The sequence below is a fragment of the Carnobacterium sp. genome (assembly GCF_040274425.1).
This window is the reverse complement of sequence record NZ_JBEMBC010000002.1, coordinates 31,433-54,542: the sequence shown is the minus strand read 5'-3', so window position 1 is coordinate 54,542 and position 23,110 is coordinate 31,433. Positions and strand designations below refer to the sequence as shown.

20 protein-coding genes are annotated in these 23,110 nt (G+C 31.1%); all 20 read left to right on the top strand.

Annotated features, from left to right (window positions below; all coding sequences use genetic code 11):
• Nucleotides 1-43 precede the first annotated feature (43 nt).
• Nucleotides 44-1,519: an O-antigen ligase family protein gene (locus ABS911_RS00755; RefSeq protein WP_350465813.1), complete on the top strand. Its 1,476-nt coding sequence runs from the start codon at nt 44-46 to the stop codon at nt 1,517-1,519.
• Nucleotides 1,516-2,595 (top strand): polysialyltransferase family glycosyltransferase, encoded by a 1,080-nt coding sequence (locus ABS911_RS00750; RefSeq protein WP_350465812.1) that lies wholly within the window; start codon nt 1,516-1,518, stop codon nt 2,593-2,595. Before ABS911_RS00755 ends, ABS911_RS00750 begins: the two co-directional genes overlap by 4 nt.
• A 2-nt stretch (nt 2,596-2,597) precedes the next feature.
• The gene (locus ABS911_RS00745) at nt 2,598-3,998 is read left to right on the top strand and encodes an oligosaccharide flippase family protein (protein ID WP_350465811.1); all 1,401 of its coding nucleotides are present in this window, start codon (nt 2,598-2,600) and stop codon (nt 3,996-3,998) included.
• Between the two features lie 27 nt (nt 3,999-4,025).
• Complete coding sequence (locus ABS911_RS00740) at nt 4,026-5,012, top strand: Gfo/Idh/MocA family protein (RefSeq protein ID WP_350465810.1); 987 nt, start codon at nt 4,026-4,028, stop codon at nt 5,010-5,012.
• A complete protein-coding gene (locus ABS911_RS00735) occupies nt 5,009-5,923 on the top strand; it encodes a Gfo/Idh/MocA family oxidoreductase (RefSeq protein WP_350465809.1) in 915 nt (304 codons plus the stop codon). Before ABS911_RS00740 ends, ABS911_RS00735 begins: the two co-directional genes overlap by 4 nt.
• Nucleotides 5,924-6,691 (top strand): acylneuraminate cytidylyltransferase family protein, encoded by a 768-nt coding sequence (locus ABS911_RS00730; RefSeq protein ID WP_350465808.1) that lies wholly within the window; start codon nt 5,924-5,926, stop codon nt 6,689-6,691.
• A 484-nt stretch (nt 6,692-7,175) separates the two neighbouring features.
• Entirely contained in the window at nt 7,176-10,439 is a 3,264-nt protein-coding gene (locus ABS911_RS00725; protein WP_350465849.1) for a GW dipeptide domain-containing protein, read from the top strand.
• A gap of 275 nt (nt 10,440-10,714) precedes the next feature.
• A complete protein-coding gene (locus ABS911_RS00720; protein WP_350465807.1) occupies nt 10,715-11,680 on the top strand; it encodes an LCP family glycopolymer transferase in 966 nt (321 codons plus the stop codon).
• 173 nt (nt 11,681-11,853) lie between these two features.
• Nucleotides 11,854-13,020, top strand: coding sequence for a nucleotide sugar dehydrogenase (locus ABS911_RS00715; protein ID WP_350465806.1), 1,167 nt, complete (start codon nt 11,854-11,856; stop codon nt 13,018-13,020).
• Between the two features lie 30 nt (nt 13,021-13,050).
• Nucleotides 13,051-13,935 carry a UTP--glucose-1-phosphate uridylyltransferase GalU gene (gene galU / locus ABS911_RS00710; RefSeq protein WP_350465805.1) on the top strand — a complete coding sequence of 295 codons (885 nt, stop codon included), beginning with the start codon at nt 13,051-13,053 and terminating at the stop codon, nt 13,933-13,935.
• A 141-nt stretch (nt 13,936-14,076) separates the two neighbouring features.
• A complete protein-coding gene (locus tag ABS911_RS00705) occupies nt 14,077-14,871 on the top strand; it encodes a YveK family protein (protein WP_350465804.1) in 795 nt (264 codons plus the stop codon).
• A gap of 14 nt (nt 14,872-14,885) precedes the next feature.
• The gene (locus tag ABS911_RS00700) at nt 14,886-15,593 is read left to right on the top strand and encodes a CpsD/CapB family tyrosine-protein kinase (RefSeq protein ID WP_350465803.1); all 708 of its coding nucleotides are present in this window, start codon (nt 14,886-14,888) and stop codon (nt 15,591-15,593) included.
• Nucleotides 15,594-15,602: 9 nt separating this feature from the next.
• A complete protein-coding gene (locus ABS911_RS00695; RefSeq protein WP_350465802.1) occupies nt 15,603-15,761 on the top strand; it encodes a CpsB/CapC family capsule biosynthesis tyrosine phosphatase in 159 nt (52 codons plus the stop codon).
• A 344-nt stretch (nt 15,762-16,105) separates the two neighbouring features.
• Nucleotides 16,106-16,258 carry a CpsB/CapC family capsule biosynthesis tyrosine phosphatase gene (locus ABS911_RS00690; RefSeq protein ID WP_350465801.1) on the top strand — a complete coding sequence of 51 codons (153 nt, stop codon included), beginning with the start codon at nt 16,106-16,108 and terminating at the stop codon, nt 16,256-16,258.
• 133 nt (nt 16,259-16,391) lie between these two features.
• A complete protein-coding gene (locus tag ABS911_RS00685) occupies nt 16,392-18,278 on the top strand; it encodes a polysaccharide biosynthesis protein (RefSeq protein ID WP_350465800.1) in 1,887 nt (628 codons plus the stop codon).
• On the top strand, nt 18,247-18,870 hold the full coding sequence (locus ABS911_RS00680) for a sugar transferase (RefSeq protein WP_350465799.1): 624 nt from the start codon (nt 18,247-18,249) through the stop codon (nt 18,868-18,870). Before ABS911_RS00685 ends, ABS911_RS00680 begins: the two co-directional genes overlap by 32 nt.
• Nucleotides 18,863-19,729: an NAD-dependent epimerase/dehydratase family protein gene (locus ABS911_RS00675; RefSeq protein WP_350465798.1), complete on the top strand. Its 867-nt coding sequence runs from the start codon at nt 18,863-18,865 to the stop codon at nt 19,727-19,729. The genes ABS911_RS00680 and ABS911_RS00675 overlap by 8 nt, the downstream gene beginning before the upstream one ends.
• Nucleotides 19,730-19,739: 10 nt before the next feature.
• A complete protein-coding gene (locus ABS911_RS00670; protein WP_350465797.1) occupies nt 19,740-20,984 on the top strand; it encodes a glycosyltransferase family 4 protein in 1,245 nt (414 codons plus the stop codon).
• Entirely contained in the window at nt 20,977-22,023 is a 1,047-nt protein-coding gene (locus ABS911_RS00665) for a polysaccharide biosynthesis protein (protein WP_350465796.1), read from the top strand. The genes ABS911_RS00670 and ABS911_RS00665 overlap by 8 nt, the downstream gene beginning before the upstream one ends.
• Nucleotides 21,998-23,107 carry a capsular polysaccharide biosynthesis protein CapF gene (locus tag ABS911_RS00660; RefSeq protein ID WP_350465795.1) on the top strand — a complete coding sequence of 370 codons (1,110 nt, stop codon included), beginning with the start codon at nt 21,998-22,000 and terminating at the stop codon, nt 23,105-23,107. Before ABS911_RS00665 ends, ABS911_RS00660 begins: the two co-directional genes overlap by 26 nt.
• The last annotated feature ends 3 nt before the right edge of the window (nt 23,108-23,110 follow it).

The following is a 23,110-nucleotide window of genomic DNA, read 5'->3' as shown; positions in this document are numbered from 1 at the left end:
TCATGAATCATTTGATTTATGTTTTCTTGAAGGAGTATAAAAAATGCAAAATAGTTTAAAAATTAAAGACTGGATATTAAACTGGGATAATTTTCGAAAAGTATATCTCTTTCTTTGTTTAATTTATTTTATGCCTAGTAGTTTTGATGTAGAGCAATACCCATTATGGATATGTTTTTTTTGGGGGAGCTTGATTATAGCAGTAGATTTTTTCACAAAAAGAGAAATGTTTAAATCAAAGTACTGGTATATATTGGTATTAATGTCTCTAGTTTATTTACTCTCTACTATCGTTAACTATGAGCATCAATTAATTAGAGGGGCATATAATTGGGTTTACTTAGTAACAACATTCTTTATCATATATCCAATTAATACTAAACAAAGTAATGAAGAAGTTAAAAGGAACATGACTCAATTTAATAATATCTTGATCTATACTGTTTTTGTTGCAGGTTTAATCTCTGTGTTAATGTTTATATTTAATATCGGTTATATTATTCCAAGTGGCGCTACAGAGGCAAGACAAGGTTTTGTTGCTTCCCGTTTATTTGGTATCTATACTAGCCCTAATATTGGAGCTATTTTCGGATTTTTATCAATAGTTCTTTCAATTTTGAATAACTTAATCAAAAAAGGTGTTTGGTATAAATTTAATAAGCTCTATATAGCCAATATAATTATTCAAGTTCTATTCTTTATACTAGCTTCATCAAGAGGAACTGAATTAACAATTATGGTATTTTCAATGTTCTCTATAGTGTTTATTGTTATTCCATATTTCATTCAAACCTATAAAAGTAAATCAAAAGTTATCTTTAGAACCCTAATTGTCTTTTTAGCTTTTTTTACAATAAGCTTAGGATTTACAGGTATTTTAAAAGAAGGGTTGAGCTATGTACCAGGGCTTGTTCAACAAGGGTTAGAGCAAGTAGGAATAAAGGAACCGGAAAAAATAGATGGAGAACCAACATCTGAAAATAAACCGGTGGATAAAGTAATCATTCAACACTCACCTGACGATGCAGAAGTTTCTTCTGGGAGGTTTACTATTTGGCAAGCAGCTATTAATGTAGTTAAACAATTTCCCATTTTAGGCGCTACAGATCCTTATTTTTATAGAAATGATGTAGAGCATAATACACAAATTGATGAGAGCAAGTTAACAACATTAGATAAAAATGAATTAAAACGTGCACATGGAAATATGCATAATGTCTATATTCAAACTTTGATAATGTCTGGAATTTTAGGTTTCATCGTAATTGCAATATTTATTATTTTGCATTTAAAAGACAACGTTATTCATCTGTTTAAATACAAAACAGTTACTGTAGATTATCAAATTACAGCAATCATCTTTTTCCTGATTATAGCTTTATTTGCAGAAGATCTTGTTGAAAGTCACATTATCTTTAAAGTTAAAGATGTCGTTTCCATTGTGTTTTGGTATTATCTAGGTTTACTGCAACATTTTAGAAAAGAAAAAATGTTTACTGATGGAGTGATTGAAAAGTGATTGCTTTTATAGCTTGGACTCCTTTGCACGTTATTAATATTCTTAATACTAAATTAACCTATTACGCTGATAGTGAGGCTGATTTATATATTTATGATGAATTTAATGGCGCTCATCAAGTCTATCAAAATATTTTAAATGAAAATATTTTCCGAAACGTTTATTTAGTGGACCATAAAAAAATAGGTAATAAATACATTAGTAAATTGAACGTATTATTTAACGTTAACCGTATGATAAAGTTAGACAAAAAAATTAATTACGATATTATTTTTACTCAAGGTGGTAATTATTTTTTAAAAATTCTATATGGTCAAGCTAAAAAAAATAATCCTAATGTGGAATTAAAATACATTGAGGACGGTTTAGCAACCTATTTGAATGTTACGTTGTTAAATACATCAGCACTAAGAAGAAAAATTATGAATCTCATCAATCCTTACAGTATGTTTTTAGCTGAGATATCCGAATATTATTTATATGAACCAAAACTCACTAACATTGACCAATCTTTTCCATTGAAACGTTTACCAGTAATCAAAAAAGAGGAAATCCTTTATGAACAACTAAAAAGGATTTTCGGTTTATCTTTTAAAGAAGAAAAAATTAGTAATACATTATTGTTTTTAGATCAACCACTCGAAAAAGATGATTATCAAATAAATGAAGACAATATTTTAAATCTTGTCAAAAAATATAGTTTAGATAAAAACTTTTTAATTAAATTACATCCACGTACTAGTGTTGAAAGATATGGTCTTGATACAAAAATATTTAAAACTGATTTACCATTAGAGTTATGTTTTTTAGCCTATGATTTAAGAAACACCGTAATTGTTAGTTGTATTTCAACAGCATCATTTACGCCTAGTATGATTTTTGGTTTAGAGAATGAAGTTATTCTTCTTTCAGAAATGGTTAGAAATGATAGGGAATTTTCTACTGAAGATGAAAGAACTCAGAAAGTATTGATTGGTGTATCTGAATTTTATGAAAGATATCGATCAATCGGATATCAAAATGTACTTATGCCAAAAGATGTAAGAGAACTTAAATCAATATTAAGAGGAGAGTAATCATGGCTTTAATAGAAAAATTGAAATCATCTAGTTTGGTGAAATCAAGTTTTTGGTATACTATTGGTAATTTCTTTATAAAAGGAATTACATTTATTACGATACCATTATTTACAAATATAATGACAGTTGAAGAATATGGATTAGTAAACAACTATACTGCAATAGCATCTATCTTTTCTCTTTTCGTAGGTTTAAGTTTGAATGGAGCAATAAATAACGCGAATTTTGAATTCAAAGAAGACATAAAGGGATTTATGTCTTCTACATTGTTTTTGTCTACAATAAGTTTTGTGCTATTCTTGATTTTAGGAAACGCCTATTTTTTCTTCAATAATGAGTTCTTTGAATTGTCACAAATAATTTTTAATCTAATGATTTTTCAAAGTTATGGAAACTTTTTAATTAATTTTCTTTCTGCCTACTTTACAATAAATGTTCATTACTTTAAATTTTTAATGTTATCAATTCTAAGCACTGTATTAAATATAGGGTTATCGATTGTTATGATTTTTACAATATTCGAAGATAATCGCTATGTAGGTAGAGTTGTCGGAAGTTCTGGAGCATTTATTTTAGTAGGTCTACTCATTTACTTTGCAATAATGATTAAAGGAAAAAAATTGATCAATATAGATTACTGGAAGTTTTCTTTAAAAATTGCATTGCCTCTCATACCACACTCTTTATCTAACGTCCTTCTAAGTCAGTTCGATCGTATTATGGTTAATTCATATTCTGGATCGTTTGATGCTGGTATCTATTCATATATATATAATTTAAGCGTAGTGTTGAGTGTTGTTTGGGCATCAACTAATAATGCGTGGGTCCCATGGTTCTATGCAGAAATGGATAAAAAAGATTATTCAAAAATTAAAAAAACTTCGAATTATTATATGATATTATTTGGAGCAATTACATTAGTTAGTATGTTATTGTTAATTGATATAGCTAAAATAATGGCTCCTGAAGAATATTTAGTGGGTATACCTTTAATTATTCCCATTTTATTAGGATACTTTTTCCAGTTTTTATATAGTTTACCTGTTAATGTTGAATTTTTTGAGAAAAAAACAACTTATATTGCTATAGGAACAATTGCAAGTGCGATAATAAATATTGTTCTAAATATTATTTTCATTCCAAGGTATGGTTATATTGCTGCAGGGTATACAACAGTTGTAGCATATTTTTTCTTATTCCTTTTTCATTACTTCTTAGCTAAAAAAATAATAGGAAAACAATTATTTGATACGAAAATGATCATTAGTGTAACAACGGTTGTAGTAGCATTGTCATTCGTAATGTTTTTCTTAACGGATTATATAATTTTGCGTTACCTGATGGTAGTCTTATTATTGGCTATATTATACTTTAGTGCACAAAAAATTAGAAAAAGATAATAATTTTTTTAAAACAGGAGGATCTATATGAATATTGGTGTAATTGGTTTAGGCTCAATGGGCAAAAGAAGACTCCGCTTATTGACAGAATTTTTTCCTGAAATAACCTTAGTTGGAGTAGATTCTCGACTTGATCGTCAAAAAGAAATTAAAGAACTATTTAATATTCAAACTTATGAAAGTTTAGAAGAAGCAGTAAATAAAGGTCAGATTGAAGCTGTTTGTATCTGTACTTCTCCAATTAGTCATGAAAGTATTATTTTAGAAGCACTAAAAACGAACTTGCATGTCTTTACAGAAATTAACTTATTGAATCATTATTATGAAGAAGCAATAGCATTAGCTGAAGAAAAGAATTTACATCTATATCTTTCTTCAACATTTCTTCACCGTCGGGAAATCAAATTATTTGAAAAAGCCATTAAGCAAGATTCAAAATTGACGTATCGCTATCATGTGGGTCAATATTTGCCAGATTGGCATCCATGGGAGTCATATAAGGACTTCTTTGTAGCCAATAAGAAAACAAATGGTTGTCGAGAAATATTTGCTATTGAGTTGCCATGGATCTCCAAAGTTTTTGGAGACATTGAATCGTTTGAGATTCAAAAACAAAAAATTAGTTCTTTAGAGATAAACTATCCAGATAATTACGCATTAGTAGTTAAACATCATTCAGGAATTGTGGGCACATTAAATGTGAACATTCTATCTCGTGTTGCAAAAAGAGATTTAGATATCATTGGAGAACATACTCAAATTTCTTGGGATGGCTCGCCAGATGGTTTGTACCAATGGGATGAATCAAGTAAAGAAATGATCAAAAAAGACTTATATTCGGGTTATATGGATGATCAAAGTTATTCTAAAAGCATTATTGAGGATGCTTATTTAGAAGAAATAAAGGAGTATATTGCGCTATTGAAAGGCGAAATAAGTGAGACCTTGTATTCTTTTAAAAAAGATCAAGCTATTATTGACCTAATTAATCAATTTGAAGGAGATTTAACATGAAAGTGATTTTTTTTGGACTAGGATCTATAGGACAAAAGCACTATCAAAACTTAAAAATAATTTGCAAAGAAAGAGATATCCCATTAGAGGTGTCTGCTTATCGTTCAAGAAAAGCAGAATATGAAACACCTTCAAACATTAGTATGATATATGATACTAATGAAATTGAAGACAATTATGATATTGCTTTTATTACTAACCCCACTGCGCTTCACTTGGAAACTATTCAGATGGTTAAAAATAAGGCGAAATATTTCTTTGTGGAAAAGCCTATTTTTGAAAAGACATATGATGTAGCTTCTTTTACAGAAAATCAAGAAGCATATTACATTGCTGCTCCTTTAAGATTTAAAAGCATCATGACAGAATTAAAAGAATTTATTGAAGATAAACAAGTGTACAATGCACGTGTTATTTGCTCATCTTATCTTCCGGTGTGGCGTAAGGATGATTATAGTAAAAGTTATTCTGCTGATCCGAATCTTGGTGGTGGAATTGAACTAGACTGCATTCATGAGTTGGACTATGTTATCAGTTTATTTGGTTTTCCAAGAGAGACTAAAGCAATGTATGCGAAAAAGTCCCATTTAGAAATTAAGTCCAATGACTCTGCAGCTTATTTACTAGATTACACCGATAAAATTATTGAAGTACATTTAGATTATTATGGTCAATTTTCACAACGAAAAATTGAAATTATTACAGATGATGATTTCATAGTCTGCGATTTTCTTGAAAATAGTCTAACGTCCAAACGTACAGGTGAGTTCATTCAGATAAAAGAAGATTCTAATCAAATGTATCTTAATGAATTAACTTATTTTATTGACAATGTAATGACTAATAAAGAAAATAATAATAATATAGTTCATGCAAATGAAGTGCTAAAAATTGCTAAGGAGACAAACTAAATGAATATCTTATTTACCATTTGTGGTAGAGCAGGCTCTAAAGGATTAGCTAGTAAAAATCTGAAAACTTTTCATGGTTACCCTTTAATTGCATATACTTTAGCTGCTATAGATTTATTTAAAAAACGTACTGATTATGAAGTAGATGTAGCACTGAACACAGATAGCAATCGTTTGAAAAAAATGATTGCCGAGTACCCTGAAGTTTTAATTATTGAACGTAAAGAAGAACATGCTACAGATACTGCAGGAAAAATGTCTGTTATTCGTAATTCTTACCAAGAAGCAAAAAGAATACAATCAAAAGAATACGATTATGTAATTGATTTAGATTTGACCTCTCCTTTAAGAAAAGTAGAAGATATCTTTAACTTAATTGAGAAGAAAAAAACATTTCCTGAATTAGATGTGGTGTTCTCTGTAGTTGAATCTAGAAGAAATCCATACTTTAATATGGTTAAAGAAGAAGGGGAATCTGTTTCGTTGGTAAATGCATCTGCGTTTACCTCAAGGCAAGAGGCACCTATAATCTATGATATGAATGCTTCAATGTACCTCTATGATCCAAATTTTTTACAAGACAATGAATATATTTTTAATGGCAAATGTGGAGTTATACAAATGAAAGACTACATGGTTTTAGATATTGATTCTGAAGAAGACTTTAAATGGATGGAATACATTTATTTGAAACTGTTAAAAGAAGAAACAGGTATACAAGATATTTACAATCACATACCTAAAATGATAATATTTCCTGCAGAATAAATTTTTAATTGTGAATAATTAGTTAATAAAAAATAAGCCTTTTAAAAAATGTTATGACTGAAAATTTAACGGTTTGAAGTTGAAATTGTATAAGTAAGTGAATCTATATGTGTTATTTAAGGAAGTATCTTTCAACTTTTGTGGTAGGTACAATAAAAATTATTGTAATCTACATTGTCTAGTCTAGTAAACCAAATTATGCAGTATCTAAATTTATAATAGCTTAATTTTTTCTATGAATCTAAGTAATTTAACTAAACTGTAAAAACCCCACTGCAATAAAAGTAGGGGTTTTTTCTCTATGATAGACCAAATTATACTTTGTGAAATTGTATTTGCCAAAAGATAAAACTACTTAAAAGTTCATATTATGTTCATATTACACGAATTTTATTCATGAAAAAATCATAAATGGCTAGAATTGATGAAAAATAAAGGGTATATTTATATAGTACGTTAATTTTAAAGGAGGGATTTTTTGAAAGTGTGGAAAAAATCAATGCATAAGGTTATTACTTTAGCACTGATTGCTACTGTGTTAAGCCCTATAGTGTTATCCACTGGAGTATCAGCAGTAGAAAATAATAGTGTGGTAACTGAGGATGTTGAAAGTAATACATTGAGTGAAGTTGAGTTACAGAAAGATTCAGTTCTATTAAATGAAGAACAAATAGAAAGTACAGAAGATCTAGATGCAGAAATTGTAGTCGAAGAAGATTACATAGGAGAAAATAGCAATAATGTTAATGAAATAGAAGATAGTATAGTTGGAGATGATGCCTCTAATAGTGATTCTTCTTTAGAGAATGAAGAGGATTTAGTTGGTGAAGTAAATGAAGAATATTTTTCAATAGAAGAAAACAGAGAAAAAGCTATTGAAATGATGGAACAGGAAAAAAATTCGGTCAGCACTTTTAGTATGAAAGCTAGAGCTGTAACAAAAACTGATGCTTTTATTAATGCTATTTCTTCAAATGCAGTTTCAGTAGCAAATGAATATGATTTATATGCTTCCGTTATGATTGCTCAAGCCGCATTAGAGAGTGCATGGGGAACAAGTATCCTTGCTTATGCACCGAATTATAATTTGTTTGGAATAAAAGCGGGTTCAGGAGACCCTTATTTTGCGAAATATTCTAAAGAATATAGTGCGGAAAAGGGTTGGACAATTGAAAAATCTAATTTTAGAAAATATCCATCTTACAAAGATACTTTTATAGACTATGCTAAGAAATTGCGTAAAGGCCCAGATTGGAATAGTAGTAAAGGTTCTTGGGATCCAAAATATTATTCAGGTGCATGGAAAGAAAATGCTGGATCTTTTAAAAATGCTACTAGTGCGCTTACAGGTAAATATGCTACGGATCCGACTTATGGATCAAAGTTGAATACTATTATAGAAACCTATAATTTAACCCAATTTGATAACAAGAGTACAGATAATAAAGATGAGTCAAATCTACCAGATGATATAAAAAATCTTTCTTATGATGAAATTACATCGACAACTGATGTAAAAGATTATATAGCTTATATAACAGGTGATACTGATGGGATTTATTCTAAACCTAAAGGTACGTCAGGTTCACAAGTAAATGCTGATGCTTCAGGATACTTTAATAAAAAAGTAACAGTAACTGAAGAAGCATTGACAAAAAGTGGAACAACTTGGGCAAAAATTACTTTAGACGGTAAAGTAATTGGTTGGATAGACAAAAAAGGAATAACTACTTTCGAGATCATCCTATCTGAAAAGCCAATCAACTACTCTGCTAAAATAAGTCGTAAAACAGATACCATTAATACAAAACCGTATGGTACACAAGGTTATAAAACGACAGCTCAATCATCAAAATATTACGGTAAAGAAGTTAAAGTAACGAAAGAAGCAGTCACTGCTCGATCAACATATGTATTAATTAGCTTAGGTGGAACAGAACTAGGCTGGATTGATAAAAGTGGATTGGATATCGAAAAAGTTACCTCTACTAAAAATGTATCGTATACTAAAACCGTAAGCAGTAAAACAGATACAATTAATACAAAACCATATGGAACCGAAGGATATGTAACAAATGCCTATTCGTCAAAATATTATGGACAAAAGGTAAAAGTAATTAAAGAAGCGAAATCGCGACGTTCAAATTGGGCGCTTATCACGTTAAATGGAACAGAATTAGGTTGGATAGACACAAATGGATTATCAGATGATGAAATGATTTTGTCTGAAAAACCAATCAACTATTCAGCTAAAATAAGCCGTAAAACGGATACCATTAATACAAAACCGTATGGTACACCAGGATATAAAACAACAGCTCAATCATCAAAATATTACGGTAAAGAAGTTAAAGTAACAAAAGAAGCAGTCACAACACGATCAACGTATGTATTGATCAGCTTAAACGGAACAGAATTAGGCTGGATCGATAAAAGTGGATTGGATATCGAAAAAGTTACTTCTACTAAAAATGTATCGTATACTAAAACCATAAGCAGTAAAACAGATACGATCAATACAAAACCATATGGAACCGAAGGATATGTAACGAATGCGTATTCGTCAAAATATTATGGACAAAAGGTAAAAGTAATTAAAGAAGCTCAATCGCGACGTTCAAATTGGGCACTTATCACGTTAAATGGAACAGAATTAGGTTGGATAGACACAAATGGATTATCAGATGATGAAATGATTTTGTCTGAAAAATCAATTAATTATTCAGCTAAAATAAGCCGTAAAACGGATACCATTAACACAAAACCTTATGGTACACTAGGTTATAAAACAACAGCTCAATCGTCAAAATACTATGGTCAAGATGTTAAAGTAACGAAAGAAACAGTCACGACTCGATCAACGTATGTATTGATCAGTTTAAACGGAACAGAACTAGGCTGGATCGATAAAAATGGATTGGATATCGAAAAAGTTCTTTCTACTACTGATGTAGCAGATTATAAAGCTACGATTGTTCGCTCTACTGATACAATTAATTCAAAACCTTATGGAACAGAAGGTTACGTAACTAACCATTCTTCATCTAAATATCTTGGAATGGAAGTAATTGTAAAAGAAGAAGTGAAAACAAGACGCTCAACATTTGCATTAATCACACTTAATGGAACAGAATTAGGTTGGATTGATAAATCCGGATTAAATAAAATTAACCCTTTCAAAAAAACGATTTATGTTGATGCTGGTCATGGGGGAAAAGACCCAGGAGCCCAGTCTGGTGGAGTAAGCGAAAAAGATTTAAATTTAAAAGTTGCTCTAAAAGTAAGGTCTAAACTTGAGCAACAAGGGTATAACGTTGTGATGTCTAGAACGACAGATGTCTTTTTAGAATTATCAGAAATTGCTAGAAAAGCAAATAATTCTAAAGCGGATATCTTTGTAAGTATTCACCACAATTCGTTTAATAACAATGCTTACGGAATTGAATCTTTTTCATATAATTCTCTAGGAAACTCAACAAATCCTATGTCAAAAAATCTTAGTCGCTTAGCAAATAGTGAGAAGCTAGCAAAAAGCTCTCAACAACAAATGATTAGTTATTCAGGTGCTTATAATAGAGAAGCTAAAAAAGCAAACTTCCATGTCATAAGAGAAACTAATATGCCTGCAGTTCTACTAGAACTTGGCTTTATAGATAACACCTCTGAAAGATCTAAATTAGTCACAAATAGTTATCAAGAAAAATTAGCAAATGGAATAGTTCAAGGAATTGTTGACTATTTTAAATAAAAGAAATCATTAGAAGAGCTTTCTTCTAATGATTTTTTTCTTTGGTAAAATCTAAGGGAATTAAAATTATTCTTAGCAGTAATTTCTCAGTATCAGTAAAATTTAGATTACTTCTAAGTATTTTAAGTATAATTTTACTATTTAAATTATTTTTTTGTTTCTAGTATTATACAATTATGGTAGAATAGATTCAGTTTGAGTACATAAAAAAACTTTTGAATTAGGCTTTTAAATTAATTCAAATAAACTAAATTTAGTAAGAATAGGGTGAAAGAATGTCACAATCAAGATCTGAAATGAGAGGTAATTCAAGTAATAAACCGAAGAAAAAAAGAAAAGGTTTAAAAATTTTTCTGATTATTGTATTAATACTATTTATTGCACTAGGTTTATTTGTTTGGAAAATCTACAGCGATGTAGCTGGGACAACTGAAAAAATTCATAAAGATGTTGAAACAGAAGAAGTTCGTGAAAGCTCCGTTGATATTAGTAAGAAAGATCCGTTTTCCATTCTATTATTAGGTGTAGATACCGGAGATTTAGGTAGAACAGAGCAAGGACGTTCAGACACCATGATGGTAATGACCGTAAATCCGAATACAGATCAAGCCACAATTGTGAGTATCCCTCGTGATACGCGTACTGAAATTATTGGACATGGAACAACTGATAAAATTAATCATGCCTATGCATTTGGTGGTACAGCTATGTCCGTGAATACAGTTCAAAATATGCTGAATATACCAATTGATTATTATGTTGAAGTCAATATGCAAGGGCTGCAAGATGTTGTTGATGCTGTAGGTGGAGTTCAAGTAACTAGTCCTCTAACATTCTCTTCAGATGGATATAACTTTACAGAAGGTGTCTCTACTTCCTTAGACGGGAGAGCTGCACTTGCTTATTCTAGAATGCGCTATGAGGATCCAAATGGAGATAATGGACGTCAAGAAAGACAACGTCAAATTATACAGGCAACTGTTGAAAAAGTAGCTTCACTATCTACCATTTCAAATTATCAAGAGATTTTAGGTTCATTAGAAAATAATATGCAAACAAATCTTGAATTTGATGATATGGTAAAAGTATTTAATAATTATCGTTCAGCTGCTGGAAATATTCAGCAAGAGCAACTAGCAGCATCTGGTACTACAATTGATGGAATCTACTACGGTGTTGTATCTGATGAAGAAATGACTAGAGTTACTGGATTGTTGAAAGAACAATTGGAAATAAATTAACTAATAGACATCTAGGGTGATTAACCCGAGATGTCTATTCGTTTAAATTAAAATAGGTTATAAGATAAATAACTATTCACAGGTTTGTTTTTAACCTAGTATTCTGCTATTATTAATTTGTTAGAATAAATTTATTAAGTTATTTTAGAAAAAATAAAAGGAGAAAAATCCTTATGAAAATAACAGTAGTAGGAACAGGTTATGTTGGTTTATCTAATGCAATTTTATTAGCACAATACAATGAAGTTACAGCACTAGAAATTGTTGAACAAAAAGTCAAATTAATCAATAATAAAAAATCTCCTATCATAGATAAAGAGGTCGAAGAATACCTAGCAACAAAAGAGTTGAATTTAATCGCTACAACGGATAAAACAATTGCTTATAAAGATGCTCATTTTGTTATTATTGCAACACCTACAAACTATGATGACAAAAAAAATTACTTTGATACTTCAACAGTAGAAGGTATTATTGAAGATGTTTTACAGTATAATCCAAAAGCTACAATGATTATTAAATCAACTGTACCAGTTGGGTATACAAAAGAAGCGAAAGGAAAGTATGGTGTAGACAATATCATATTTGCACCGGAATTCTTACGCGAAGGTAAGTCACTTTACGATAATCTTTATCCATCACGAATTATTGTAGGAGAAAAATCAAAAGTAGCTGAAACTTATGCAAGTATGTTAGTAGAAGCTGCTATTAAAAAGGATGTTGCTGTTTTATTCATGAATTCGACAGAAGCAGAAGCAGTTAAGTTATTTTCAAATACTTATTTAGCTTTACGTGTAGCTTATTTTAACGAGTTAGATACGTATGCGGAAGTTAGAGGTTTGGATACGAAATCAATTGTTGAAGGCGTAGGGTTGGATCCAAGAATAGGTACCCATTATAATAACCCTTCATTCGGTTATGGTGGTTATTGTCTGCCAAAAGATACTAAGCAACTGCTTGCTAATTATGAAGAAGTACCGAATAATATTATCAGAGGTATTGTTGATGCAAACCATACGCGTAAAGACCATATTGCAAATATGATTTTAAAGCGTAATCCAAAAGTGGTTGGTATTTATCGTCTAACCATGAAAGTTGATTCGGATAATTTTAGAGATTCTTCAATTCAAGGAATCATGAAACGCATAAAAGCTAAAGGGATTGAAGTAATTGTTTATGAACCGGCTTTAAAGGACAACTTATTTTATAACTCGAAAGTGATACGTAACTTAGATGAGTTTAAGCAACTTTCTGATGTAATCGTTTCGAATCGTTTTGCGGACGAATTGTTGGACGTAAAAGAAAAAGTATATACAAGAGATTTATTTCATAAAGACTAAATTTAAGAATATAACTGGAGGAAAAAAATTATGTCAAAAGTAAGAAAAGCCGTTATACCAGCAGCTGGATTAGGAACACGTTTTTTACCAGCTACGAAAGCTACTGCAAAAGAAATGCTTCCAATCGTAGATAAACCAACTATTCAGTTTATTGTAGAAGAAGCAATTGAGTCAGGAATTGAGGAAATTATCATTGTTACAGGAAGAAGCAAGCGTTCAATTGAAGATCATTTTGATTCTAATTTTGAATTAGAACAAAATCTTCAAGAAAAAGAAAAGTTCGAATTATTGAAGTTAGTTGAAAGCACAACGAAGATCAAATTGCACTTCGTGCGTCAATCGTACCCTAAGGGATTGGGTGATGCAGTATTACATGGAAAAAGCTTCATTGGTAATGAACCATTTATTGTATTACTTGGAGATGATCTAATGGTTGACGAAGTCCCATTAACGAAACAATTAATGAATCATTACGATGCAACACATTCATCTGTTCTTGCTACAATGCGTGTGCCACATAAAGATACGTCTAAATATGGAATTGTTGATATTGACGGAGAAGTTTCAAAAGATTTATACAAAGTTAATCACTTTGTGGAAAAACCAAAACCAGAAGATGCTCCTAGTGACCTAGCAATTATTGGTCGGTACTTACTTACTCCAGAGATTTTTGAGATTTTAGAAAACCAAGAACCTGGTGCTGGTAATGAAATTCAGTTAACAGACGCCATTGAGACATTAAATAAAACACAACAAGTTTTAGCTCACGAATTTAAAGGGAAACGTTATGATGTTGGAGATAAGTTTGGTTATATGATGACCAATATTGAATACGGACTTGAACACAAAGAAGTTAAAGATAATTTAAAAGAATACATTATTCAATTAAGTAAGCAATTAGATGGCAGAATTTAAATGTAAAAAAGTAAAGAGCTAAATGAGCTCTTTACTTTTTTTTTAGAATACCAGCAACACAATTACTGGGAAATTTGAAATGATGTTTATAAAAAATTAAAATTATAGTTCATAGTCAAAATTGATATGGTATACTATCTAATGTCGTTAAAAATAAAAGCAGTTATCAAAAAAAGATATACGCAGGAGGAAGACATGGAAGAAGAAATTAGTTTATCAGAATTATTTAGTACACTAAAGAAACGTTTGTCAATGATAGTTAGTTTGGGTCTAATCGGTTTAATAGTAGCGGCTGGGTTTACATTTTTCATCGCAACACCAAAGTATAATGCTACTACACAAATATTGGTAAATCGTACAACTGAATCTGCAGAAGGATTGCAACTCACGGATATCAATACTAATGTACAGATGATTAATACATATAAAGACATTATAAAAGGTCCAGTTATCTTAAATGAAGTTCGAGAAAATTTGGGAACAAATTTAACAACAACTGAATTATCTGAAAAGATAGAAATTACAACACAAGAAAATTCACAAGTTTTTTCACTAACAGTAACGGATGAAAGTCCCACTGAAGCTACAAAAATTGCAAATTCAGTGGCAGATATTTTTCAAAATGAAATCGGTAATATTATGAATGTGGATAATGTTACGATTATTTCTGAAGCAGTACCTAATACAAATCAAATTTCGCCAAACAATCTGTTGAACTTAGTTATAGGTTTGTTAGTTGGTTTAATGGCAGGCGTTGGGATTGCCTTTCTATTAGAATTTATGGATAAATCTGTCAGAGATGAACGATTTATTACAGAAACTTTAGGTTGGTCGGTTTTAGGAAGTGTTTCTGAAATGTCAAATGATGAATTACATGCTAAGCTTAATATTAAACGACCAGAATTAAATTCAAGAAGAACAAAAAGTAGAGTATAAAAGAGGTGAGAGAAGTGTTCAATAAAAAGAAAAAGCAATTAGACACTAATGAACGTCCAAGTTTAGTTACGCTAACGAGACCAAGTTCAGTAATTGCTGAGCAATTTAGAACTATTCGTACCAACATTCAATTTTCAATGGTAGATAAAAATCTTAAAACGCTTGTTATTACGTCAGCTGGACCAGGTGCAGGAAAATCAACGATTTCAGCTAATTTAGCTGTTACGTTTGCTATGCAAGGAAAGAAAGTCTTGATCGTTGATGCTGATATGCGTAAACCAACAGTACATAAGACATTTCGATTACCGAATCGCGATGGATTGACAACTTTATTAACTGAAAGAGACGTTGAAATCAAAGACATTGCTCATCGCTTAGATACAGAAGGGTTGTTTATTATTACAAGTGGCGTTATTCCGCCAAACCCATCTGAACTACTAGCATCTAATCGCATGAATCAATTAATAACAGAATTTGAAGATTTATTTGATTTGATTATTTTTGATATGCCACCTGTTATCGCGGTGACGGATGCTCAAGTGATGGCGAGTAAAGTCGATGGGACTATTTTTGTTGTGAATAAAGATGGTGCTGATAAAGAAATGGTGACGAAATCAAAAGATTTACTTGAGAAAGTAAAAGCAAATGTCATTGGCGTAGTATTCAATCGAGTGGAATTGAAAGGCGACAATTATTATTACTACTATGGGGAAAGTGAGTAAATCAGATGATTGATTTACATTGTCATGTTTTACCCGGAATTGATGATGGGGGATAAAGATTTAGAGGATTCTCTATCGATGGCTAGAATGGCTGTTGCTGAAGAAATCACTCATGTTTTAGCTACCCCACATTATAAAAATGGACTTGGACGAATGGAAAAAATGTAATTAATCAACAGGTTGAAATTCTACAACAAGAATTAGATAGTTGAGCTATCCATTGATAATTTTTCCAGGACAAGAAGTGCGTATCGTGGGAGAATTAGTAGAAGACATCTCATCAATAAAATACAATTTATTGATGAGGGCAACCACTATTTACTAATCGAATTTCCTGCTGCCACGATTCCGACTTTTACGGAATCTTTATTTTTTGAATTGCAAAAATCTGTAGTGACATTAATTATTGTCCACCCAGAAAGAAATCATGCCATTTTAACTGATCCTAATGAATTGCTGTCATTGGTTGAAAAAGGAGCATTAGCTCAATTAAATTAACTGCAGGAAGCTATGTGGGATCTTTTGGTAAAAAAATTCAAAAGCTAAGCAAACAATTAATTGATGCTGAGCTAGTAAACTTTATTGCTTCAGATGCGCATAAAATAAGTTCAAGAAGATTTTATTATGAAAGAAGCCTAACAATAATTAGAAAAAGAATTTGGTGAAAAAAAAGTAGAGGAATTTCAGCAAATAACGAAAGATATCAGTAATAATGAACTGATTCTTCCAAATACACCAAAAAAGATTGAAAAATCAAAATTTCTAATGTTATTTAAAAAAAAGGAGTTCAGACAAGTAATGAGTAGAAAAACCAAAAAAAGCGTTCTAATTGGATTTGATAGTTTTTCAATACTAGCATCAGGATTGATAGCTTACTTCTTTTTAGATCCTTATATCGCACTTTCAAATCAATCTTTTATTATTACTATAGGAATAACTATCATTCTCTATCTCATCTTAGCAGCTCAATTCAATCTATTTTCTAAGATTAATCGCTACACAAGTATACGTGAATCGTTAGCTATAGTAGCTTGTGTTACTTTTTCATTTATGGCTTCTGCACTTATTTCGGTAGTCTTGTTGAAGACAGTAAGTTTTAGATTTATTGTTTTAACTTATATCTTTTCACTAGCAAGTATAGTTGGAAGCAGAATTGTTTGGCGTATCTATAATGAACACCAATATAAAAAAGTGCATGGCCATTCAGTTGAAAAACAAATTAGAACATTGATTGTTGGTGCTGGAAATGGTGGGAGTATTTTTATTCGTAGTTTAAAACGCAATTCAAGTGATGTAAAAGTCGTAGGAATCGTTGATGATGATCCATATAAATTAAAGACGTTCATGTACGAAATACCAGTCATCGGAAATATAAATGATATATCTGAACTAGCTAAGAAGTATAGAGTTCAACAAATTACGATTGCGATTCCATCTTTGGAACCAAAAGAATACGAAAGAATAGTAGATATCTGTAATCAAGCAGAGATCATTGTAAATCAAATGCCTTCGATAGAAGATGTGTTGCAAGGGAAATTATCCGTAAGTCAATTTAGAGAAATCGATGTTGTTGATTTACTTGGACGAGAAGAAGTTAAATTAGATATGCAGGTAATCGCAACTAAATTAAGTGGTAAAACCGTTTTAGTCAGTGGTGCTGGAGGATCTATCGGCTCAGAAATATGTCGTCAAATTGCCAGGTTTTCACCTAAATGCATTATTCTACTAGGACATGGAGAAAATTCTATTTATCAAATCAATAAAGAACTAAATGTTAAATATAAAGGTCAAATCGAAATTGTTCCTGTAATCGCAGATATTCAAGATCGTGAACGACTCTTTGAAGTGATGCAAAAATACATACCGGATCGTGTCTATCATGCGGCAGCTCATAAGCATGTACCGATGATGGAATACAATCCAAGAGAAGCCGTTAAGAATAATATTTATGGCACGAAAAATATGGCAGAAGCAGCTAAAGCAGCTGGCGTTGGAAGTTTTGTCATGATTTCAACTGATAAAGCCGTTAATCCGCCAAACGTTATGGGTGCAACAAAGCGTGTTGCCGAAATGATTGTTACTGGATTAAATGAACCGGGAAAAACAAAATTCGCAGCGGTACGTTTTGGAAATGTTTTAGGAAGTCGAGGCAGTGTTATACCATTATTTAAAGAACAAATAAAGAATGGTGGACCGGTAACGGTAACGGATTTCCAAATGACAAGGTACTTCATGACAATACCAGAAGCAAGCCGGTTAGTTATTCAAGCAGGTGCATTAGCGCAAGGTGGAGAAATTTTCATTTTAGATATGGGAGAACCAGTTAAAATAGTTGATTTGGCTAAAAAAGTGGTTAAACTTAGCGGTTATACAGAAAATGAAATTCCTATAATTGAAACAGGTATTCGTCCTGGAGAAAAACTCTATGAAGAGTTATTAGTAGATAGTGAACAAACGGATCAGCAAGTATTTGAAAAGATATTTGTTGGAAAAGTAACAGATATGCCACTACCTAAGGTTATGGAATTTGTCTATACATTAGATGAATGTAATAGTATAGAACTAAAAGAAAGTTTGCTTGAATTCGCAAACGAGAAATCAGTAAAAGATACTGTTCACCACATCCAAAACGAAGAGGAAGGAGCTTATACTGATGTACCAGAAAATGTTCAAACGAGTTATTGATGTCGTATTGGCACTACTTGGTCTAATCGTTTTATCTCCGGTGTTGCTACTCATTATTGTAGTCATAAAATTGGATTCAAAAGGCCCAATTCTGTTTGAACAAAAAAGGGTTGGAAAAGATAAAGTGCTATTCAAAATCTATAAATTTAGAACAATGAAAGTAGATACGCCCAAAGATGCACCCACCCATCTATTGAAGAATCCTGATTTCTTTATTACAAAAGTTGGAAAAATATTAAGAAAGACCAGCTTAGATGAATTGCCGCAACTGATCAATATTCTAAAAGGTGAAATGAGTATTATCGGTCCAAGACCCGCTTTATGGAATCAATATGATTTAGTAACTGAAAGAGATAAATATAAAGCTAATGATATCTACCCTGGATTAACCGGATGGGCTCAAATTAATGGAAGAGATGAACTTCCTATTCAAAAGAAAGCTGCCTTAGATGGTGTGTATATGAAAAAGATAAGTTTTCTCTTTGATGTTAAATGTTTTGTAGGAACCATTATAAGTGTAGTGAAAAACGATGGAATCATCGAAGGTGGAACTGGTTCATTAAAGAATCGTGAGGCAATGGAAAATGACTAAAAAAATATTAATAGCCGGTAAAAATAGTTATGTTGGAAAGCAACTAGCTGAATGGCTTAATAAGGAACCTGAGAAATATGAAGTTGTAAAAGAATCAGTGCGCAACGATCAATGGAAAGATATAGATTTTTCAAGTTTTGATGTTGTTGTTCATGTTGCAGGGATTGCCCATCAACATACTAAAGCAGATCAGGAAGATTTGTACTATAAAGTGAATACTGATTTAACCATCAATATTGCAACTAAAGCAAAAGTAGAAGGTGTTAAGCAATTTATTTTTATGAGTAGTATGATTGTTTATGGAGCAAGCAGTAAAATTGGTGAAGTAAAGGTAATTACAAGGGAAACTATACCTGAACCTATTAATTTTTATGGTAACAGCAAGCTTTTAGCCGAAAAAGGAATATTACCATTACAATCAGATAACTTTGATGTAGTTGTTATACGTCCTCCAATGATTTATGGAAAAGGATCAAAAGGAAATTATCCTTTATTATCTAAATTTGCAAAAATATCTCCAGTGTTTCCAGATGTTGAGAATCAAAGGAGTATGCTACATATTGATAACCTAAGTGAGTTTATACGACTAATGATTGATAATGAAGAAAAAGGGATATATTTTCCTCAAAATAAAGAATATATAAAAACTTCTGAAATGGTTCGAGTAATTGCAGAAAATACTGGAAAAAAAATTAAACTAGTTAAATTATTCAATTCTATTTTAACTAATCTAGGTAAAAACTCAATTATAATTAATAAGGTTTTCGGAAGTTTTATATATGATTTAGAATTATCAGAATACAAAGAAAAATATAGAATCAGAGATTTAAATGAATCAATAAAAATTACGGAAGATTAAGGGGAATTAAATGAAAAAACATATTTTAGTCATTTCTCAATATTTTTTCCCTGAACAATTTCGGATTAATGATATGTGTGAAGAATGGATATCACGCGGATATAAGGTAACTGTAGTAACGGGAATACCTAATTATCCAATAGGCAAGTTTTTTAGTGGATATGGGGTATTCAAAAAAAATAAAGAACATTATAAAGGAATCGATATAGTTCGTTTACCCATTATACCCAGAGGAAATAACCCATTAATGTTAGTTTTAAATTATTTTTCATTTATAGTTTCTGGTTTTTTTTGGCAATTATTCACGAAAATTAAAGCAGACCAAGTGTTTATATTCGAAGTATCTCCAATGACCCAGGCTTTACCTGGCGTATGGTATGCTAAAAAGTATCATTTACCTTGTTTTTTATACGTACAAGATTTATGGCCAGAAAATGTTGAAATTATTACTGGAATAAAAAATAAAAAGATTATTGACTCTATTGGTAAAATGGTTGATTACATTTATAAAAATTCAACAAAGATATTTACTACATCACAAAGTTTTAAAAAATCTATACAGAATCGACATGTCCCTATTGAAAAAATTGAATACTGGCCTCAATATGCAGAAGAATTTTATCAGCCTTTGAAGGTTAAAGAAGTAACTAGAAATTCAATAAGAAATAATTTTGATATTGTATTTGCGGGAAATATAGGGAATGCTCAAGGATTAGATATTTTACCAAAAACTGCTGAAATATTAAAACAATATAACAACACAAAAAAAATTATGTTTAATATAATTGGTGATGGAAGATATAAAGAGACACTTATAAAAACAGTGAATAGTTACAATGTTGGGGAGATGTTTAATTTTATAGATAAGCAACCTGCAGAAAAAATACCGGAGTTTATGGCAGTTAATGATGCAGCGTTTATTTGTTTGACAAATAGTCCTTTATTTAAAATGACCATACCTGCTAAGTTACAATCTTATATGGCCTGCGGAATTTCTATTATTGCTTCTGCTGGGGGAGAAACTAGCCAAATTATAGAAGACGCCTATGCGGGATTAACGGCTCCTCCAGGTGATGAACACAAACTTGCTGAAATCATTTTAAAAATGGCAGATAAAACAGAAAAAGAAATTTTAGTACTAGGCAAAAATGCCAGAACCTATTCAGATTTATATTTTAGTAAAACTATTTTAATGGATCAAATGGAAGAGCATTTTGAAAACAAAAAAGACTCGGAGGAATTTTATAATGTTTAAAAATAAGACGTTGTTAATAACTGGTGGTACTGGTTCATTTGGTAATGCAGTACTTAAAGGATTTCTTGATAGTAATATTAAAGAAATCCGAATTTTTTCAAGAGATGAAAAAAAACAAGATGATATGCGGAAAAAATACAATAATCCCAAAATCAAATATTTTATTGGTGATGTGCGCGATATTAACAGTGTCCGAAATGCTATGTACAATGTAGACTACGTATTTCATTCTGCAGCTTTAAAACAAGTTCCTTCGTGCGAATTTTTCCCTATGGAAGCCGTAAAAACAAATGTTATTGGTACAGATAATGTACTTAATGCTGCTATTGAAGCAGGAGTAAAAAAAGTGATTTGTTTGTCTACAGATAAAGCAGCTTATCCTATTAATGCAATGGGAACATCTAAAGCAATGATGGAAAAAGTCTTTGTAGCTAAGTCTCGTAATGTTGATCCGGAGCAAACTTTAATATGTGGAACAAGATATGGAAATGTTATGGCTTCACGTGGGAGTGTAATTCCATTATTTATTGAACAGTTAAAAACTGGGAAACCACTTACTGTTACTGAAGGCAGCATGACGCGTTTTATGATGAGTTTAGAAGAAGCTGTGGATCTTGTTATCTTTGCTTTTCAAAACGCCGTACAAGGGGATATTATGGTGCAAAAAGCACCAGCAAGTACCATTGATACTCTAGTAGCAGCATTACAAAAAATATTTAAAACTAATGTACCTGTTGAAGTTATTGGAATCAGACATGGTGAAAAAATGTATGAATCATTGCTTACAAAAGAAGAAGCAGCACATGCAATTGATATGGGTGGATTTTACCGTGTTCCTTCAGATAAGCGAGATTTAAATTATGGAAAATTCTTTGAAGAAGGAAACAGAGAAGCTGTACACATTGATGAATATAACTCAGATAACACTCATCAGCTTACGGTAGATGAATTGGTTGGAAAATTATTGAAACTTGATTATATCCAAGATGAGTTAGTTAAGTGGGGGATTTATAGTGAAAATACTAGTAACCGGAGCTAAAGGATTTATTGGTAAAAATTTAGTAGCAGAACTTGAAAATAGAGGATACAATGATATATTTAAGTATGACAAAGATACTGATCTGATACTCCTAGATAAATATTGTGAAGAAGCTGATTTCGTCTTTCACTTAGCAGGAGTTAACCGACCTAAAGAACAAACTGAATTTATGGAAGGTAACTTTGGATTTACCTCGTTATTATTGGATACACTTAAAAAAAATAAAAATACTTGTCCAGTGATGATCTCTTCTTCAATTCAAGCAGAATTAGATAATCCTTATGGGGAGAGTAAAAAAGCAGGCGAAAATTTGCTTTATGATTACAGTGTAGAAACAGGAGCTAAAATCCTAATCTATAGATTTCCTAATGTATTTGGGAAATGGTGTAAACCAAATTACAATAGTGCAATATCTACTTTTTGTCATAATATCTCTCATGAATTACCTGTTCAAATTACTGATCCAAATGTGGCTATGAACCTGGTATATATAGATGATGTAGTTAATGAACTAATCAATGCTTTGATGGGCAACGAAAATATAAAAGAGGCATTCTGTATAGTTCCAATAGTACATACTATTCAATTAGGTGAAATAGTAGATTTATTAAACTCATTTAAAAATAGCCGTTTAGATAAATCCGTTCCTAATATGGCTGATGAATTTACAAAAAAATTATATAGCACCTATCTGAGTTACCTACCAGAGGATCAATTTAGTTATGATTTAAAAATGAATGTAGATCAAAGAGGTTCATTTACAGAATTCATACGAACTCCAGACAGAGGTCAAGTATCTGTTAATATCTCTAAACCTGGGATTACAAAAGGGAATCATTGGCATCACACTAAAAACGAAAAGTTTTTAGTTGTAAGTGGTACAGGAATTATTCGATTTAGAAAAATAGATTCAACTGAAGTAATTGAATATGTTGTTAGTGGAGAAAAAATGGAAGTTGTTGATATTCCAGTAGGCTACACGCATAATATTGAAAATATTGGTGAGTCAGACATGGTTACTATAATGTGGGTTAATGAGTCCTTTGATCCAAAACAACCGGATACTTATTTCTTGGAGGTATAATTG